18 protein-coding genes, 1 tRNA gene and 1 pseudogene are annotated in these 15,282 nt (G+C 74.7%); 13 read left to right on the top strand and 7 right to left on the bottom strand.

Annotation, left to right across the window (positions count from 1 at the left end; all coding sequences use genetic code 11):
* Positions 1–32 precede the first annotated feature (32 nt).
* From DQ239_RS16110 to DQ239_RS16125, 4 genes are all read left to right on the top strand, one after another.
* Positions 33–773 (top strand): 3-keto-5-aminohexanoate cleavage protein, encoded by a 741-nt coding sequence (locus DQ239_RS16110; RefSeq protein ID WP_113835436.1) that lies wholly within the window; start codon positions 33–35, stop codon positions 771–773.
* Between the two features lie 13 nt (positions 774–786).
* On the top strand, positions 787–1,611 hold the full coding sequence (gene murI / locus DQ239_RS16115; protein WP_113835437.1) for a glutamate racemase: 825 nt from the start codon (positions 787–789) through the stop codon (positions 1,609–1,611).
* Entirely contained in the window at positions 1,608–2,351 is a 744-nt protein-coding gene (locus tag DQ239_RS16120) for an MBL fold metallo-hydrolase (RefSeq protein ID WP_113835438.1), read from the top strand. The genes murI and DQ239_RS16120 overlap by 4 nt, the downstream gene beginning before the upstream one ends.
* A 103-nt stretch (positions 2,352–2,454) precedes the next feature.
* Positions 2,455–3,405 carry an ATP-dependent DNA ligase gene (locus DQ239_RS16125; protein ID WP_113835439.1) on the top strand — a complete coding sequence of 317 codons (951 nt, stop codon included), beginning with the start codon at positions 2,455–2,457 and terminating at the stop codon, positions 3,403–3,405.
* A 100-nt stretch (positions 3,406–3,505) separates the two neighbouring features.
* Here DQ239_RS16125 and DQ239_RS16130 read toward each other — a convergent pair whose 3' ends face one another.
* The 3 genes from DQ239_RS16130 to DQ239_RS16140 all read right to left on the bottom strand — a co-directional run bounded on the left by DQ239_RS16130 (position 3,506) and on the right by DQ239_RS16140 (position 5,028).
* On the bottom strand, positions 3,506–3,937 hold the full coding sequence (locus DQ239_RS16130) for a GNAT family protein (RefSeq protein ID WP_199583083.1): 432 nt from the start codon (positions 3,935–3,937) through the stop codon (positions 3,506–3,508).
* A gap of 132 nt (positions 3,938–4,069) precedes the next feature.
* Positions 4,070–4,561 carry a thioredoxin-dependent thiol peroxidase gene (bcp, locus tag DQ239_RS16135; protein WP_113835440.1) on the bottom strand — a complete coding sequence of 164 codons (492 nt, stop codon included), beginning with the start codon at positions 4,559–4,561 and terminating at the stop codon, positions 4,070–4,072.
* Between the two features lie 62 nt (positions 4,562–4,623).
* Positions 4,624–5,028 (bottom strand): YjbQ family protein, encoded by a 405-nt coding sequence (locus DQ239_RS16140; RefSeq protein WP_113835441.1) that lies wholly within the window; start codon positions 5,026–5,028, stop codon positions 4,624–4,626.
* 76 nt (positions 5,029–5,104) lie between these two features.
* On the opposite strand from DQ239_RS16140, the gene rph reads away from it, so the two are divergent.
* The gene (rph, locus tag DQ239_RS16145) at positions 5,105–5,827 is read left to right on the top strand and encodes a ribonuclease PH (protein ID WP_113835442.1); all 723 of its coding nucleotides are present in this window, start codon (positions 5,105–5,107) and stop codon (positions 5,825–5,827) included.
* Positions 5,824–6,426 (top strand): RdgB/HAM1 family non-canonical purine NTP pyrophosphatase, encoded by a 603-nt coding sequence (rdgB, locus tag DQ239_RS16150; RefSeq protein ID WP_113835443.1) that lies wholly within the window; start codon positions 5,824–5,826, stop codon positions 6,424–6,426. Before rph ends, rdgB begins: the two co-directional genes overlap by 4 nt.
* Positions 6,427–6,429: 3 nt before the next feature.
* On the opposite strand, the gene DQ239_RS16155 is transcribed toward rdgB, so the two are convergent.
* Complete coding sequence (locus tag DQ239_RS16155; protein ID WP_147252147.1) at positions 6,430–6,618, bottom strand: hypothetical protein; 189 nt, start codon at positions 6,616–6,618, stop codon at positions 6,430–6,432.
* 117 nt (positions 6,619–6,735) lie between these two features.
* On the opposite strand from DQ239_RS16155, the gene DQ239_RS16160 reads away from it, so the two are divergent.
* The 4 genes and pseudogenes from DQ239_RS16160 (at position 6,736) to DQ239_RS21020 (ending at position 11,899) form a co-directional block, all read left to right on the top strand.
* The gene (locus tag DQ239_RS16160; RefSeq protein WP_113835445.1) at positions 6,736–7,656 is read left to right on the top strand and encodes a hypothetical protein; all 921 of its coding nucleotides are present in this window, start codon (positions 6,736–6,738) and stop codon (positions 7,654–7,656) included.
* Between the two features lie 194 nt (positions 7,657–7,850).
* On the top strand, positions 7,851–9,833 hold the full coding sequence (locus DQ239_RS16165) for a bifunctional diguanylate cyclase/phosphodiesterase (protein ID WP_113835446.1): 1,983 nt from the start codon (positions 7,851–7,853) through the stop codon (positions 9,831–9,833).
* 68 nt (positions 9,834–9,901) lie between these two features.
* Entirely contained in the window at positions 9,902–10,552 is a 651-nt protein-coding gene (locus tag DQ239_RS16170; RefSeq protein ID WP_113835447.1) for a dihydrofolate reductase family protein, read from the top strand.
* Positions 10,553–10,714: 162 nt separating this feature from the next.
* A pseudogene (locus DQ239_RS21020) lies at positions 10,715–11,899 on the top strand (low temperature requirement protein A).
* Positions 11,900–11,926: 27 nt separating this feature from the next.
* Here the strand turns inward: DQ239_RS21020 and DQ239_RS16180 are convergent.
* A tRNA-Leu gene (locus DQ239_RS16180) sits at positions 11,927–12,007 on the bottom strand.
* An 87-nt stretch (positions 12,008–12,094) separates the two neighbouring features.
* Between DQ239_RS16180 and DQ239_RS16185 the strand changes: the two genes are divergently transcribed.
* Both DQ239_RS16185 and DQ239_RS16190 read left to right on the top strand, forming a co-directional pair.
* Positions 12,095–12,325, top strand: coding sequence for a DUF3618 domain-containing protein (locus DQ239_RS16185; RefSeq protein WP_113835448.1), 231 nt, complete (start codon positions 12,095–12,097; stop codon positions 12,323–12,325).
* Positions 12,326–12,329: 4 nt separating this feature from the next.
* On the top strand, positions 12,330–12,824 hold the full coding sequence (locus DQ239_RS16190; RefSeq protein WP_113835449.1) for a DUF427 domain-containing protein: 495 nt from the start codon (positions 12,330–12,332) through the stop codon (positions 12,822–12,824).
* Positions 12,825–12,851: 27 nt separating this feature from the next.
* Here DQ239_RS16190 and DQ239_RS16195 read toward each other — a convergent pair whose 3' ends face one another.
* Entirely contained in the window at positions 12,852–13,472 is a 621-nt protein-coding gene (locus DQ239_RS16195; protein ID WP_113835450.1) for a TetR/AcrR family transcriptional regulator, read from the bottom strand.
* 136 nt (positions 13,473–13,608) lie between these two features.
* Between DQ239_RS16195 and DQ239_RS16200 the strand changes: the two genes are divergently transcribed.
* Positions 13,609–14,724, top strand: coding sequence for an EAL domain-containing protein (locus DQ239_RS16200; protein ID WP_113835451.1), 1,116 nt, complete (start codon positions 13,609–13,611; stop codon positions 14,722–14,724).
* Between the two features lie 12 nt (positions 14,725–14,736).
* On the opposite strand, the gene DQ239_RS16205 is transcribed toward DQ239_RS16200, so the two are convergent.
* A complete protein-coding gene (locus DQ239_RS16205; protein WP_113835452.1) occupies positions 14,737–15,249 on the bottom strand; it encodes a GNAT family N-acetyltransferase in 513 nt (170 codons plus the stop codon).
* Between the last annotated feature and the right edge of the window lie 33 nt (positions 15,250–15,282).

Here is a 15,282-nt window from a genome sequence, read left to right on the forward strand (position 1 = left end):
TCCTGTCGGTGTGACCTGGCAGGGTGCGGGCCGTGCTGCTCCAGGCCTGCCCGAACGGTGCCCGCCGACCCGGTGACCACCCCGCTCTGCCGGTGACCCCGGCGGCGGTGGCCCGCGACGCGGTGTCCCTCGTCGCCGCCGGGGCCGGCGCCCTGCACGTGCATCCCAAGGACGCCGCCGGGGCCGACTCGCTGCACGCCGCCGACGTCGCGGCGGTCGTCTCCGCCGTGCGGGCCGCGGTGCCCGGCGTGCCGGTCGGCGTGACCACCGGCGCCTGGGTGCTGCCCGATACGGACGCGCGGGTCGCCGCCGTCCGTGCCTGGACGGATCTGCCGGACTTCGCATCGGTCAACTGGCACGAGGACGGCGCCGACGACGTCGCCGCGGCACTGCTGGACCGCGGCGTGCAGGTGGAGGCGGGGCTGTGGCACCTCGAGGGGGTGGCCGCGTGGCAGGCGTCGCCGCACCGCGACCGGTGCCTGCGGGTGCTGCTCGAGCTGCCCGACGGCCTGGACGAGGCCGGCGCGCAGGCGGAGGCGGAGCGGCTCCTGGCCGCCGTCGCCGGCGGTCCGCCGGTGCTGCTGCACGGCGAGGGCACCAGCTGCTGGGCCGCCCTGCGGCTGGCGCTGCGCCGCGGGCTGGACACGCGCATCGGGCTGGAGGACGTCCTGCACCTGCCCGACGGCTCGCCGGCGCGGGACAACGCCGCGCTGGTCCGCGCCGCGACCGCCGTCCTCGCCTCCGTGCGGGCAGCGGGCGGGACGGACGGTTAGCCTGTCCGGCGACATGGGGACGACGCAGCCGGGTGCGGACGCACCGATCGGCATCTTCGACTCGGGCGTCGGTGGCCTCACCGTCGCCCGTGCGGTGCTGGACCAGTTGCCGGGCGAGGCGATCCGCTACATCGGCGACACCGCCCACGGCCCCTACGGACCGCTGCCGATCGCCGAGGTGCGCCGCCACTCCCTGGCCGTGATGGACGACCTGGTCGCCGACGGCGTGAAGATGCTGGTCGTGGCCTGCAACTCGGCCAGCGCCGCCTCGCTGCGCGACGCCCGCGAGCGCTACGGCGTCCCCGTCGTCGAGGTCGTGCTCCCCGCCGTGCGCCGCGCGACCGCCGCCACCCGGAGCGGTCGGGTCGGCGTCATCGGCACCCAGGCCACGATCACCAGCGGCGCCTACGAGGACGCCTTCGCCGCCGTCCCCGGGCTCACCGTCACCAGCGCCGCGTGCCCGAGCTTCGTCGACTTCGTCGAGCGCGGGGTGACCAGCGGCCGGCAGCTGCTGGGCCTGGCGCAGTCCTACCTCGACCCGCTACTGGCCGCCGGCGTCGACACCGTCGTCCTCGGGTGCACGCACTACCCGCTGCTGACCGGCGTCCTCTCGCTGGTGCTCGGGGACGACGTCACGCTGGTCTCCAGCGCCGAGGAGACCGCGAAGGACGTCTACCGCGTGCTGACCAGCAGCGGGATGCTGCGTGAGGACCCGGCGCCGCCCGAGCACGCCTTCCTCGCGACGGGCGACCCCGAGCCCTTCGCGCGGCTGGGCCGGCGCTTCCTCGGCCCCGAGGTGGGCTCGGTGCTGCGCGCAGGTGCTGTGGGGGCGGCATGAAGCTGACCGTCGTGGGCTGCTCGGGCAGCGGTCCCGGTCCCGGTTCCCCGGCGTCGAGCTACCTGGTCGAGCACGAGGGCTTCCGGCTGGTGCTGGATCTGGGCAACGGCGCCTTCGGTGCGCTCCAGGGGCTGATCGACCCGGGCTCGGTCGACGCCGTCTTCCTCTCGCACCTGCACGCCGACCACTGCCTGGACGTCGCACCGTTCGTGGTGTGGCACCGGTACTCGAAGCGCTCGCCGGGCCGGCTGGTCCCGCTGTACGCGCCGGTGGGTGCCGAGCGGCGGCTGGCGATGGCCTACGACCTGGACGGCGACGGGCTCACCGACGTCTTCGACTTCGTGCCGGTGGGGTCCGGTGCGCTGACGATCGGCCCGTTCGAGGTGGCGCTGGCGCGCACCGCGCACCCCGTCGAGACCTACGCCATCCGGCTCACCGCCGGCGGGCGCTCGCTGGTCTACACCGGAGACACGGGGGCCAGCGAGCGCGTCGTCGAGCTGGCCCGCGGCGCCGACGTGCTGCTCGCCGAGGCGGCCCACCCGGACGGCGACCCCGACCAGCCGCCGGGGCTGCACCTCACCGGCCGGCAGGCCGCCGAGCACGCGGCAGCGGCGGGGGTGGGCCGGCTGCTGCTTACCCACATCCCTCCGTGGGTCGACCGCATCGCCCAGCTCGCCGCCGCCAGCTCCGTCTTCCCCGAGACCGAGCTCGTGGCGCCCTCCGGCGTCTACGACCTCTGACAGCCGGTCCCGGACTTTCGGTACAGAAAGTCCGGGGCGGCTGCAGTGCCCGACCGGGGGACGAGCGGTTGCCCCGGACGCCGGTGGCGGGCAGCGTGGCGGCGTGGCCACCGAGGAGTTGGACGGCGTCGCCCTGAGCAGCCTGGACGCGCCGCTGGGCGACGGGCTGGGCGTGACCAAGGGCGATTTGGTCCGCTATCTCGCGGACGTCGCCGACCGCCTGGTCCCCGGGCTGGTCGGACGGCCGCTGTCGGTCATGCGCGTGCGTCCCGGGCAGGCACCGTTCATGCAGCGCAACGTGAGCAAGGGCGCCCCGGCGTGGGTGCGCACCGTGCCGGTGTGGGCGGCGGGCGCCCACCGCGAGGTGCACCAGGTCCTCTGCGACGACCGGCGCACGCTGATCTGGCTGGCCAACCAGCGCGCCGTCGAGTTCCACGTCCCGAACCTCTGCGTGGACGAGGCCGAGCCGACCGGTCTGGTGCTCGACCTCGATCCACCGGAGGGCGCGGACTTCACGGCCGTCGTCGCGGTGGCCGGCCTCGTGCGCCGGGCGCTGGAGGACTCGGGCCTCACCGGGGCGGTGAAGACCAGCGGCTCGAAGGGCGTGCACGTCGTCGTCCCGGTGGCCGGGTCGTCGTTCGAGGACGTCGCCGCCGCCACGCGCGCGCTGGCCGCCCGCACCGCCGCCCTCGACCCGGAGCGGGCCACCACCGCCTATCTCAAGGAGGACCGGGCGGGGCGGGTGTTCGTCGACTCCACGCGGTCGGGGCAGGGCACCGTCGTTGCCGCCTACAGCCCGCGCATCCGGCCCGGGCTGCCGGTGTCCTTCCCGGTGCCGTGGGACCGGCTCGGCGACGTCCGGCCCGCCGACTTCACCGTCACGACGGCGCCCGGGCTGCTGGGCGGGGACGACCCGTGGGCGGCGGCGCTGCCCGTCCCGCAGGCGCTGCCCGCCGACCTGGTCGCCCAGGGGCACACCATCCCGGTCGCCCGCGTCCAGGCGATGCACGAGGGCAAGCGCCGCAAGCGCGCCGCGGAGGCCGCCGGCGAGTGACCCGCGCGCCACGGCCTCGACCTCGCGGTGCAGCAGCCGACCACGGGGTCGACGGCGAGGTCGGCCACCACACCGCGCGGACGGGCACGGGCGGCGCGGCTCAGGCCGGCCGGACCGCCCCGAACACGAGCATGTCGCGGCGCCGGCCACCGATCTCCAGGTAGCTGCGGAGCAGCCCCTCCGGCTCGTAGCCCGCGCCCCGGGCGGTGCGCACGGACGCCTCGTTCGACGGCTCCACGTAGAGCTGCACCCGGTGCAGTCCGGGCACCGTCCACGCGAAGGTGGTCACCGTGAGCAGCGCGGAGCGGGCGTACCCCCGTCCCCGGGAGGCGGGCGCCACGAGGTACCCGGCCGACGCGCGCCCCGCCGGCAGCTCGGCCAGCCACAGGCCGACCTGCCCGACCGCCCGGTCGGTGGCGGCCTCGGCGATGGCGAAGGAGAACCCGACGCCGTCCTCCCGCCGCCGCTGGTTGCGGTGGATCCAGTCACGTGCCTGCGCCTCGGTGGCCCGGGCGGGGATGGTGCTGACCAGCGGGACCTAGGGGTCGGTGGCGAGCTCGCGGACCAGCCCGGCGTCGGCGTCGGTGAACCGGCGCAGGACGACGTCGCCGTGCGCCGGGGCCCGCTCCGGCCACGGGGGAAGGAGCACGCCGGACGCCGAGACTCAGTCCAGGCCGAGGTCGCGGCGCAGCTTGGCGACGTGCCCGGTGGCCTTGACGTTGTAGGCGGCCTTCTCGATCCGTCCCTCGGCGTCGATGACGAACGTGGAGCGGATGACCCCGACGACCTGCTTGCCGTACAGCTTCTTCGGGCCGAACGCGCCGTAGGAGGTGAGCACCTGCTTGTCCGGGTCGGACACCAGCGTGATGCGGATGTCCTCCTTCTCCCGGAAGCGCTGCAGCTTCTCCACCGGGTCGGGGGAGATGCCGATGATGTCCAGCCCGGCCTCGGCCAGGTCGCCGGCCGAGGCGGTGAAGTCGACGGCCTGCGTGGTGCAGCCCGGGGTGAGCGCTGCCGGGTAGCAGTAGACGATCACCCGGCGGCCCCGGTAGGACGACAGCGACACCGGCGAGCCGTCGGCGTCGGACAGCGTGAACTCCGGGGCGGGCTCGCCGGGGGTGAGGCGGACGGGTGCCGTGTCGGTGCTGTCGGTCATGCACGGCATCCTGCCGTGTCCGGGGGACGGCGATGCAGCCGGTCGGCGTGGCCGTCCGCCGATCAGCCGGCCAGGAACGAGAAGCGCACCTGCCGCTGGTGGTTGTCGGTGTTGGTGTCGACCAGGCAGATGCGCTGCCAGGTGCCCAGCTGCATCCGGCCCTCCAGCACCGGGACCGTGGCGTGCGGCGGCACGAACGCCGGCAGCACGTGGTCGCGGCCGTGCCCGGGACTGCCGTGGCGGTGCCGCCAGCGGTCGTCGCGGGGGAGCAGCACGTCGAGCTGGGCCAGCAGGTCGTCGTCGCTGCCCGCGCCGGTCTCGACCAGCGCGATGCCGGCGGTGGCGTGCGGCACGAACACGTGCAACAACCCGTCGGCCTCCGAGCGGACGAACTCCGCGCACTCGTCGGTCAGGTCGACGACGACCGGGACGCCGCCGGTCCGGACGGCACGCAGCTCGGAACGCATGAGGGCATCGTGTCGGGGACGGCCGACGGCCGCACGGCGGCAGGCCGCCCGGGGCCGCGCACTACGCTCGGATTCCGTGACCCGTCCCGACGGCCGCGCGGCCGACCAGCTCCGCCCCGTGACCATCACCCGCAACTGGCTCGACCACGCCGAGGGCTCGGTGCTGGTCGAGTTCGGCCGCACCCGGGTGCTGTGCGCGGCGAGCGTGACCGAGGGCGTGCCGCGCTGGCGCAAGGGGTCCGGCCTCGGCTGGGTCACCGCCGAGTACGCCATGCTGCCGCGCGCCACCCACACCCGCAGCGACCGCGAGTCGGTGCGGGGCAAGATCGGCGGCCGCACGCACGAGATCAGCCGGCTCATCGGCCGCTCGCTGCGCGCCTCGATCGACCTGGGCGCGCTCGGGGAGAACAGCATCGCCATCGACTGCGACGTCCTCCAGGCCGACGGCGGTACGCGGACGGCGGCCATCACCGGCGCCTACGTCGCGCTCGCCGACGCCGTCTCCTGGCTCGGGGACCGCAAGAAGCTGGCCAAGCCGAACGCCCTCGTGCAGTCGGTCGCCGCGGTGAGCGTCGGCGTCATCGACGGCGAGCCGCGGCTGGACCTCCCCTACGAGGAGGACGTCAAGGCCGGCACCGACATGAACGTCGTCTGCACCGGCGACGGCAGCTTCGTCGAGGTGCAGGGCACGGCGGAGGGCGCCGTGTTCGACCGCCCGACGCTAGACGCCCTGCTCGACCTCGCGGTCAAGGGCTGCGCGGAGCTGACGCAGATCCAGGCCGCCGCGCTGGCCCGATGAGCAGGCTGCTGCTGGCCACCCGCAACCCGGGCAAGCTCACCGAGCTGCGCCGGCTGCTGCACTCCGCTGTCCCCGGGGTGGACGTGGTGGGGCTGGCCGACGTCGAGGAGTACCCGGAGGCGCCCGAGACCGGGGCGACCTTCACCGAGAACGCCCTGCTCAAGGCCCGCGAGGCGGTCCGGTACACCGGGCTGCCGGCGGTGGCCGACGACTCGGGGCTGACCGTCGACGCGCTCAACGGCATGCCCGGCATCCTCTCGGCGCGCTGGTCGGGCCGGCACGGGGACGACGACGCGAACACCGCGCTGCTGCTGGCCCAGCTGTCCGACGTGCCCGACGTCCGGCGGGGCGCGGCGTTCGTGTGCGCCGCCGCGCTGGTGCTGCCCGACGGCACCGAGCGGGTGCTGGAGCGCGAGTGGCGCGGCACGGTGATCCGCGAGGGCCGCGGCACGAACGGGTTCGGCTACGACCCCGTGTTCGTGCCCGAGGGCCTCGAGGTCACCTCGGCGGAGCTGTCACCGGGGGAGAAGGACGCCCGCAGCCACCGCGGGCAGGCGTTCGCCGCGCTGGTGCCGGTCATCGCCGAGCTGCTCGGCTGATGCTCAGCGGCCGAGGCTGAACCAGTCGACCGCGGCCAGCTCGGCGCGCAGCGTCTCGTAGATCGGCAGGTCCTCGCCGCGCTCGGCGTGCCGGCCGCGGCGGTCGACGTCGGCGAGCGAGGCGATCGTCTCCACGGTGTCGGGACCCTCGGGGGCGCGGTGGCGTCCGGCGGCGATGGCGGTGCTGCTCATACCCGGCGGTTCGGCGTGCCCGGCGCCGCGCCGGAGCGGGTCCCGGGCCGACGTCACCCCGACGGGTGAGCCCGGACCGCCGAGCAGCGGCGACCGGAGCCGGGCACAGTGAGGGCCATGCGGGTGCGCGTGGACGGGGGCCGACGGCTGCGGTTCGACGACGGCACCCCGGTGACCGCCGCCTCGGCGGTCGCGCCGCTGGGCGACGGATGGCTGGTGGCGCAGGACGACGCGACCATCGCCGCCTGGCGCCGGCCCGGGTCGGTGGTGCCGGTGCGGTTGCTGCCGCCGATCGAGGGGCTGGACCGGTTCTCCGAGGCCGCCGGCACCAAGCGCCTCAAGCCCGACCTCGAGGTGGCCTGCCCGGCCGAGGTGGACGGCGCGCCCGCGGTGCTGCTGCTCGGGTCCGGTTCCTCACCGCGGCGCATGCGCGGCGTCCTGGTCCGCCTGCTGGACGGCGAGCCGGTGGCCACCGCCGCCGACCTGTCACCCCTCTACGAGCGCACCGCCGGCCTGCTGGGCCTGCCGCTGGACCAGCTCAACCTCGAAGGCGCCGCCCGCCACCGGGACCGCGTGCGCTGGTTCCAGCGGGGCAACCTGGCCGCCGGCATCCCCTCGGCCGGCGTGGACCTTCCGCTGGAGGCGCTGGTGGCCGCGGTGCTCGGGCGGGCCGGCGCGGCGGAGGTGCCGGTCGCCCGGCCGCTGCGCTACGACCTGGGCGACGTCGAGGGGGTCGGCCTCGCGGTGACCGACGCCGTCGCGCTACCGGACGGCCGGATGCTGCTCAGCGCCGCCGCCGAGGACACGCCCAACGCCGTCGACGACGGGCCGGTGGTCGCCACGGCGCTCGCCCTGGTCGACGACGACACGGTGGTCGCCGTCGCACCGCTGCCGGAGGTCGACGGGCACGTGCACAAGGTGGAGGGGCTGGCGCTGCGCGCGTTCGAGGGCGGCACCGTGCACCTGCTCGCGGTGGTCGACGACGACGACCCCGGAGCGCCGTCGGCGGAGCTGGACCTCCGGGTCGAACTCGGCTGATCTCCACGTCCCTGGGGTCACGGCCGGCCCGCGTCCCGGTGGCTGACCACCGCAGTGCCGGGCCGGGCCGGTGGCGCTGATCACCGTCGTGCGCGACTCCGACATCCGCTGGGCGCTACAGCAAGCAGGGCGACGTGTCGATGTAGTCATCGCACGGTCGCACGAGGCGGTCTGCACCACCTGGAGGACCGCCGATGTCTCACCGCCCCGCTGCTGGACCTCCCGACCGCTTCCGCGGCCGCCGTCGCTCCGTCCTCTCGACGCACGCGGCACCCGCAGGACTCGTCGTCGTCCTCGCCGCACTGGCCGTCTTCTCCGTGACGGCATCGGTCAGCAACGCGTCGGCCGCGGCCAAGGCCGAGCTCAGCGTCGACGTCTCGGAGTGGGCCGACCAGGCCGAGGCCTCGCTGGCCGACCAGGAGGCCCTGACCGACGAGCGCGCCGAGGAGGACAGCGCCGAGGCCGAGGCCGAGTACTGGGCAGCCGTGGCCGCGACGCGGGAGGCCCTCCAGCACATCAGCTCGGCCACGCACGGCCTGGAATCCGCGACGGCGCACGAGTGGATGGCGCTGCAGGACGGCTACGAGGCGGCCGTCGCCGATCTCCTCGTCGTCGCCCGCGTGACACCGGAGGCGACCGAGGAGTACGAGGACACGCACGTCGACGCGTACTTCGACGCCATCAAGGACGTCGTGGAGGAGGAGAGCCGCGAGCACCGGCAGCGGGCCGACGAGGCCCTCAGCGGCCTGCGCCGGCTGCAGGAGCTGCTGCTGTGGGTGACGCCGGCAGCCTTCGGCGCGGGATTGCTCCTCGTGGCGTGGTGCACCACCGTCCTCGTCCGCAGCCGGCGCGAGGCCGCCGCACGCGCGGACGAGAACCGGCGCCAGGCCTTGCACGACGCGCTCACCGGGCTGCCGAACCGCACGCTGCTGCGTCTGCGCGCCGAGGAGGCGCTCGCTGCCGCGCAGGACGGGGTCGGCACGGTGGCGCTCATGCTCATCGACCTCGACCGCTGCAAGGAGATCAACGACACGCTCGGGCACGCCTACGGCGACATCGTCCTGGAGGCGGTCGGCGACCGGCTGCGGGCAGCGGTCCGTGACACCGACACCGTGGCGCGCCTGGGCGGCGACGAGTTCGCCATCCTCCTCCCACGGGTGGACGACGTCGACGCCGCGCGTCAGCTGGCGGCCCGCGTGCAGGCCGCGCTGGATCCGAGCATCGAGGCGGACGGCGCGACGCTCGACGTCGACGCCAGCATCGGCATCGCCCTCGCCGGGGTCGACGGCACCGACGTCAGCGCGTTGCTGCGCGACGCCGACATCGCGATGTACGCGGCGAAGGACCGCAGCCTGGGCGTGTGCGTCTTCGACGCCGGCTTGAACTCGCACAGCCCCGAGCGGCTGGGACTGCTCGGCGACCTGCGCCGTGCCATCGAGGCGGGTGAGCTGGTGCTGCACTACCAGCCCAAGGTCACCTCCACCGGCGAGGTGTGCGGTGTGGAGGCGCTCGTGCGCTGGCAGGACCCCGAACGGGGTCTGGTGCCGCCGGGAGTGTTCATCCCGCTGGCCGAGCGGACGCCGCTGATCCACGCGCTGACGCGGTACGTCATCGACTCGGCGCTCGCGCAGTGCGCGCGCTGGGCGGCCGACGGCCGGCACCTGCAGGTCGCGGTCAACGTGTCGGCGCGCAACCTGGTGGACGACGGCTTCGTCGACGACGTCCTCGAACGCCTCGCCACGCGGGGTCTGCCGGCGTCCGCGCTCGAGCTGGAGGTCACCGAGAGCGCGATCATGGCCGACCCGGTCCGGGCGCGGCACATCCTCGGCCGCCTCGCCGCGGCGGGGGTGACCCTCTCCATCGACGACTTCGGCGCCGGCTACACCTCGCTGGCCCACCTCAAGGGCCTCCCGGTGCACCAGCTCAAGATCGACCGCTCGATCGTCGCGCAGATGACCAGCGACGTCGGGGATGCGGTGATCGTGCGCTCGGTCATCGACCTGGGACACCACCTGGGCCTGACCACCGTCGCGGAGGGGGTGGAGGACCAGGCCACGTGGCGCGCGCTGCGGGCGGCCGGCTGTGATCTGGCGCAGGGCTTCCACCTGGGCCGGCCGATGCCGGCGGAGCAGTTCGAGCAGTGGATCGACAGGGAGTGGAGCGCGGTCGCGACCTGAACGGTGAGTTCGTGATCCTCCGGCGGTCTACCCCTCGACCAGGACGACCAGCGCTCCGGGAGGACGCCATGGGCCTCATCACGATCGAGACGTTCGCGACCCTCGACCTGGTCGGGCAGGCGCCCGGCGGTCCGGAGGAGGACGAGGAGGGCGGCTTCCCCTTCGGCGGCTGGCAGGCGCCGCTGTTCGACGAGGTCGCCGGCGCGCAGGTCGGCGCCGCGTACGAGGGCACGGATGCCCTGCTGCTGGGCCGGCGGACCTACGACATCTTCGCCGGCTTCTGGCCGCACCAGGACGCCGGCGGTGAGGACGGCGACATCGCGACCCTGTTCAACACGAGTCCCAAGTACGTCGCCTCCCGGGGCACGCCGGACCTGTCGTGGGCGGGCTCCACGCAGCTCGGCGCCGACCTCCCCGCCGCGGTGCGCGAGATCCGCGAGCGGCACGAGGACATCAAGGTCGTCGGCAGCCTGGACCTGGTGCAGACCCTGCTGCGGGAGAAGCTCTTCGACCGGCTGGACCTCTGGCTGCACCCGGTCGTGCTCGGCGTCGGCAAGAAGGTGTTCGCCGACGGCGCGGTGCCGACGAACCTCCAGCTGCTGGAGCCGGCCGCGACGAGCCCGTCGGGCACGGTGCACCTGCGCTACGGGCTCGCCGAGGGCACGCCGGGAACCGGGGACATGAGCCGGCCCGGCCGGGGCGTACAGGCCGGCGACTGACGGCCGCGGGACCGGGTGCCTGTCCCCGGAGGCGGCGACCGGCCATGATGGGCCGGTCGCCCGGCGGCGCCGGCCGGGGAGGCCGAGGGAGGGGACGCCGTGACCGAGCGGACCGACGCGCATCGTCCGACCGGTCGACGGCGACGGCTCGGTGACGGGGTCGTGCCCACGGCGGACGGGCACCGGGTCACCACGGTCGAACTGTTCTTCGACCTGGTGTTCGTCTTCGCGATCACCCAGGTGACCGCCTTCATGGCCGAGGACCTGGGACCGCGCGGCGTCCTGCGCGGCCTCGTCCTGCTCGCGCTGCTGTGGTTCGTGTGGTGCAGCTACGCGTGGCTCGGCAACCAGGCGCACGCCGACGAAGGGGTGGTGCGCGCGGCGGTGATCGCCGCGATGGCCGCGATGTTCCTGGTCGCCCTCGCCATCCCGGAGGCGTGGGAGGACCAGGGCGGCGGCATCAGCGCGCCGGTGGTGCTGGCCGGTGCGCTGGCCCTGGCCCGGCTCCTGCACCTCGCCGTGTACGCGGTCGCGGCGCTGGGCGACGCCGAACTGCGCCGGCAGCTGATGCGCACCGCCGTGCCGGTCAGCGTCGCGGTGACGCTGCTCGTCGCCGGGGCGGTGATCGGGGGGCCGACGCAGACCCTGCTGTGGGCGCTGGCCCTGGTCGTCGACTACTCGGGCATCTAGGCCTCCGGCACCGGCTGGCGGTTGCCCTCACCGGTGCACTTCGCCGAGCGGCACGGCCTCATCGTGATCATCGCGCTGGGGGAGTCGATCATCGCCGTGGGCGTCGGCGTCCTCGAACTCCCGCTGACCGTGCCGATCGCCGCGGCAGCGCTGCTCGGGTTGGCCGTCAGCGTCGCGCTGTGGTGGCTGTACTTCGACGTCGTCGCGCCGGTCGCCGAACGCGTGCTGAGCCGTCGGCAGGGCGTCGAGCGGGTCCGGCTGGCGCGGGACTCCTTCACGTACCTGCACTTCCCCATGGTGGCCGGCGTCATCTACCTCGCCCTCGGTCTGAAGAAGGTCGCGGAGTACGTCGGCGACGCCTCGCACCACAGCCTGACCGACCCGCTGCCCACGCCAGCGCTGTGGGCGATGTACGGCGGGGTGGCCGCCTACCTGATCGCCCACCTGGCCTTCCGGCTGCGCAACATCGGCTCGATCAACCGCCCGCGTGCGGTGGTCGCGCTCGCCGTCCTGCTGGCCCCGCTCGTCCTCGGTCGGGCGCCGGCCCTGGCGGCTCTGGGCGTCCTCGCGGGGATCCTGGTCGCGCTGATCACCTTCGAGGTCATCCGCTATGCCGACGCTCGAGCGGCGGTGCGCGCAGAGCTGCACCACCACTGAGACAGGTGGCGCTGCACGCCGATCTCGTGCGGGAGGCGGGAGTCGAACCCGCACGCCCGGAGGCACCAGATCCTAAGTCTGGCGTGGCTGCCGTTACACCACTCCCGCGAGGTCCTGCGAGTCTAGGAGCACCCGGCCGGGTGGTGGCCGGACGGTGGAGGGGCTGACCGCGGCGACGTCTGGCAGGCTGTCGGGGTGCCTCGCGACCCACGACAGATCCAGCTGGAGATCGACGCCGCCCGCGAGTCGCTGGCCGCCACGCTGGACCAGCTGACCTACCGGACGAGCCCGAAGCGCCTGCGGGCCAAGGGCCAAGACGCCGTCGTGCGCTGGCTGCAGACCCCCGTGGGCATGGCCGCCGTCGGCGCGGTGGGCCTGCTCGTCACCGTCGTCGTCGTCCAGCGGGTCCGGCACCGCAACGACTGACCGGATGCCCGTCCGCCGCGATCCCGTGGGTCCCGGCCAGGAGTCCGTCTGGGACTACCCACGGCCGCCCTCGGCGCTGGTGACCCCGCGGCACGTGCTCGTGGAGTTCGGCGGGCAGGTGGTCGCCGACACCCGGCGCGCGATCCGGGTCTGCGAGACCAGCCACCCGCCCACCTACTACGTGCCGGGCGACGACCTGGCCACGCACCTGCTCGAGCGCGGGCAGGGCGGGTCGTGGTGCGAGTGGAAGGGGCAGGCGACCTACTGGGACGTCGTCGTCGGCGATCGGCGCGCGCCCTCGGTCGGCTGGTCCTACGAGTCGCCGTCCCCGGGCTATGCGCACCTGGCCGGAGCGGTCGCCTTCTACCCCGGCCGGCTGGACCGCGTCACCGTCGACGGCGAGGTCGTCCGCCCGCAGCCGGGGGACTTCTACGGCGGCTGGATCACCGACGAGGTCGTCGGACCGTTCAAGGGCGCCCCCGGCACGCTCGGCTGGTGAGCCCGGGCCGGGGGCACTCCCGGGGAGTCAGACCCGCGCGCCGTGCGCCCGCAGGAGAGGGAGGGCTACCTCGTCGACCACCGCGTCGGCGAGGGCGCTGTCGACCGGCTCGCCGTTGACCAGCCAGCGCTGCACGACCGGGGCGCTGATGGCCTCGGCCACCAGCGACCGCGCGATCCCGGGCGGGACCTCGCCGCGCTGCTCGGCGCGGGCCCACATCTGGTCGAACGCGACGTGCCACACGGCCAGCGGGCCGTCGCGGAACGCCTGGGCCAGCGCCGGCTGGTGGTGCATCGAGGAGAGCAGGGCCTGCGTGGCGGCGCCGGCGGGGCTGGTGACCAGGCCGACCATCGCGTGCGTCAGGGCGCGCAGGTCGCCCTCGACCGACCCGGTGTCGACCGGTTCGGCCTCGACGGCGTTGAGCTCGGAGACGGTGTCGACGACCAGCTCCTCCTTCGTCCGCCAGCGGCGGTAGATCGTCGCCTTGCCCACGCCGGCCTCGCTGGCGACGGCGTCCATGGTCAGAGCGCTGTAGCCGACGTCGGCGAGCAGCCGCAGGATCGCGGCCCGGATGACACCGTCCCGGCTGGGGTCGCGCGGCCGACCACCGCGACTGTGGCGGATGTCGGGAGCAACGGGAGCTAACATGGCCGAGACCTTAAGGGACTCAAGTCTCGTAATTCGCGACGCCGACCTGAGAGTCCGCTGAAAGTCGCCGGTTCCGGCTCGGGGCGCGCCGCGCGCGCCTCCGGCGGTCCGGCCCGCGGTGGGTCATCCTGCTGGCGTGGGAACCATCTGCGGGGACGCGTGCGGCTGCCGCACGCACTGGGACGTGCCGGGCGTCGCCGCGCGGGTCCTGTTCGCCACCTCCATCGGCCACGCGCTGCCGACGGTCGCGCGCACCGCGGCGGCCCTGGACCTCGACGTCATCAGCACGACGCACCTGGTCGACGTGCTCGACCCCCGGGGCGGACGGGGGGTCGAGCGGCTCTTCCAGCGGCTCGCCCGGGAGATGACCGACGCCGAGCTCGAGGCGGTGCGGGTGGCCACCGACCCGCCCCTGGACGGCGCCGCGCGGACCGCCCGGCTGCTCACCGCGCCCACGCTGGCTGTCGAGCTCGCCCGCCGGGGCGTGACGGTCGAGGTCGGTGTCCTGGCCGAGGCGGAGCTGTGGTCGGCCTACCAGCCGATCGTCACCCTGGCCGACCGCTCCGTCGTCGCGCACGAGGCCCTGCTGCGCGGCACGGTCGACGGCCGGGAGGTGGGCGGCGGCGACCTGTTCTTCGTGGCCGAGTCCGCCGGCTGGCTGGACCGCCTCGACCGCATCGGCCGCGAGTCCGCCATCGCCGGCGCGCTGCCCTGGATCGGCGACCACGACCTGTTCATCAACTCCGACCCCAGGTCGGTCTACCGCGCCCAGGTGTGCCTCGCCGGCACCGAGCAGGCGGCCCACGCCTCGGGACTGGCGCCGCACCAGTTCGTCTTCGAGGTCGGGGAGTCCCACGCGATCGCCGACCGGGGGCACCTGGTCACGGTCCTGGAGCACCACCGGTCGCTGGGCTGGCGGGTCGCGCTGGACGACGTCGGCGCCGGCTTCTCGAGCCTGTCGCTGCTGGCCGCCGTCCGGCCCGAGGTGGTGAAGCTGGACAAGGGGCTCGTGCAGGGGCTGCCGGACGCGGGCGCCCGCGCGGTGCTCCGGGCCGTCATCGACCGGGCCCACCAGCTCGGCGCCGTCGTCGTCGCCCAGGGCGTCGAGACCGAGCAGCTGGCCGAGGAGGTCACCGCCCTGGGTGCCGACCTGGGCCAGGGCTGGCTCTTCGGCCGGCCCGTCCGGCGGGAGCAGCCGGCGCAGGAGCCGGCCAGCCGCTTCCAGCCGGTCGTCGTCACCCGCTCCCGCTGACCGCGGGGACGGTCAGGGACCTGGACGGCGTGCCAGCCGTTCGTGGACCAGCACCGGAACGCCGGCCGGTGTCACGTCGGTGCGATGCACCGTGAAGCCGAGCCGGGCGGCGAGCGCACGACTGGGTCCGTTGTCGGGGTGGATGACGGCGGTGAGCCGATCCAGACCGAGGACGCCGAAGGCGGTGTCGAGCCACACGGTGGCCGCCTCGGTCGCGTAGCCGCGTCCCTGGACCTCGCGGGCGAGCACGAAGCCCAGCTCCACCTCACCCCACGCCGGCCACGGGTGCAGCCCGCACCTGCCGACCAGGGCCCCGGAGGTCCGCTCGATCACGGCGCTCTGGCCGAACCCGTGCTCCGCCCAGACCTCGGCGAAGCGGAGAACCTGCTCAGCGGTGCCGACGGCGTCGAGCCGCGCGCCGCCGATGTAGCGGGCGACCTCCTCGTCGGCGTGGACGACAGCCAGTGCCGCCGCGTGCCGAGGAGCGAGAGGCGGAAGCAGCAGCCGCTCGCTCTCCAGGTGCACGGGGGAACCGTAATCCGGCGGAGCGCGCTGCCG

It is taken from the genome of Blastococcus sp. TF02-09 (genome assembly GCF_003319105.1).
In the GTDB taxonomy this organism is placed as follows: Bacteria; Actinomycetota; Actinomycetes; order Mycobacteriales; family Geodermatophilaceae; genus Blastococcus.